The sequence below is a fragment of the Streptomyces sp. DvalAA-14 genome (assembly GCF_900091855.1).
Taxonomy (GTDB): domain Bacteria; phylum Actinomycetota; class Actinomycetes; order Streptomycetales; family Streptomycetaceae; genus Actinacidiphila.
Genome location: NZ_FMCH01000288.1, coordinates 1 through 1727, shown reverse-complemented (window position 1 = coordinate 1727; position 1727 = coordinate 1). Strand labels below are relative to the sequence as shown.

Annotated in this window: 2 protein-coding genes; both read right to left on the bottom strand. The window is 71.5% G+C overall.

From position 1 onward, the window contains the following. Positions 1-18: 18 nt before the first annotated feature. Complete coding sequence (locus GA0115240_RS14655; RefSeq protein WP_093737120.1) at positions 19-672, bottom strand: GntR family transcriptional regulator; 654 nt, start codon at positions 670-672, stop codon at positions 19-21. Positions 673-812: 140 nt separating this feature from the next. Next, positions 813-1727: 2-oxoglutarate dehydrogenase, E2 component, dihydrolipoamide succinyltransferase (gene sucB / locus GA0115240_RS14650; RefSeq protein ID WP_093737119.1), on the bottom strand; the 915-nt coding region annotated here is incomplete at its 5' end.

Sequence of the window (1727 nt, the reverse complement as noted above, 5' to 3'; positions counted from 1 at the left end):
GCCGGCCACGGGGGTGGGTCAGACCTGGGGGGCGCAGCTCAGGACGTGGGACTTGATCAAGGCGCAGATCGCCGGATCGTGCCGGACGAACGCGTCCACGATGTCCTGGTGCTCCGCCGCGTACGCCCGCGGCGCCGGGCTGAGCCAGCGGATCGACAAGGTCGTCCACACCTCGATGCCCAGCGACTCCCAGCTGTGCAGCAGCACCGCGTTGCCGGCCGCCCGGACCAGCTCGTGGTGGAAGGCGACCGTGTGTCGCACCTGCGCCTCGTCGTCCAGGTCCGCGTCGGCGGCCCGCAGCGCGGCGACCTCCCGCTCCAGCGCCGAGGGGTCGTCGGCCAGCGCCCCGGCGGCCAGCTCGGCCGCCACCTGCTCCAGCCCGGCCCGCACCGGATAGCTCTCCTTGAGATCGGCCGCGGTCAGATTGCGGACCCGCACGCCCTTGTTCGGCGCCGACTCGATCAGCCGCAGCGTCTCCAGCTCGCGCAGCGCCTCCCGTACCGGCGTCTGGCTGACCTGCAGCTCCACCGCGATCCGGCGCTCCACGATCCGCTCGCCCGGCTGCCACCGCCCGCTGACGATCCCTTCGAGAATGTGCTCGCGGATCTGCTCGCGCAGGCTGTGCACGACCAGGTGCCGGGCTTCGGCGGGCTGAACTGCGCCAGCGGCCATCGGGTGCACTCCTTCCGGTTTGCGTGGAACAGACGATACGGCGGGGAAGCAACCGTGCCTCCCCCCGCGCCGCCGCGGATACGGCGGCGCCCCCGTCCCGGAGGTGCCGGGACGGGGGCGCCGGACGCCGTGGCAGGCGGCTACAGGCCCAGCTCGACCTCGAACTCGCCGGCCTCCAGGATCTCCTTGACCGCGGTCAGGTAACGGGCCGCGTCGGCGCCGTCCACCAGCCGGTGGTCGTAGGAGAGCGCCAGGAACGTCATGTCCCGGACGCCGATGACCGTGCCCTCGGGGGTCTCGATGACCACCGGGCGCTTGACGGTCGCGCCGATACCCAGGATGGCGGCCTGGTTCGGCGGCACGATGACCGTGTCGAACAGCGCACCGCGCGAACCGGTGTTGCTGATGGTGAAGGTGGCACCCGCCAGGTCGTCCGGGGTGATCTTGCTGGCCCGGACATTGCCCGCCAGTTCGGCGGTCTTCTTGGCGATACCGGCGATGTTCAGGTCGCCGGCGCCCTTGATGACCGGGGTCATCAGGCCCTTCTCGGAGTCCACCGCGATTCCGATGTTCTCGGAGTCGAAGTAGGTGATCGTGCCCTCGTCCTCGTTGATCCGGGCGTTGATCACCGGGTGCGCCTTGAGCGCCTGGGCGGCGGCCTTGACGAAGAACGGCATCGGGGACAGCTTCACGCCCTCGCGGGCGACGAATGCCTCCTTGGCCTGGTTGCGCAGCTTCATGATCCGGGTGATGTCCACCTCGACCACGGTGGTCAGCTGCGCCTGCGTGTGCAGGGCCTTCATCATGTTCTCGCCGATGACCTTGCGCATCCGGGTCATCTTGACCGTCTGCCCGCGCAGCGGGGACACCGCGGGGGCGGCCTTCGGCGAAGCGGCGGCCGCGGGGGCGGCCGGGGCAGCGGCGGCGGCCTTCGCGGCCTCGGCGGCGGCGAGCACGTCCTGCTTGCGGATCCGCCCGCCGACACCGGTGCCGCGCACCGAGCCGAGGGACACGCCGTTCTCGGCGGCGAGCTTGCGGACCAGCGGGGTGACGTA

Bases quoted from the DNA above. Each gene is read 5' to 3' on its own strand.
- GA0115240_RS14655 (WP_093737120.1), bottom strand. From the start codon at position 672: ATGGCCGCTGGCGCAGTTCAGCCCGCCGAAGCCCGGCACCTGGTCGTG.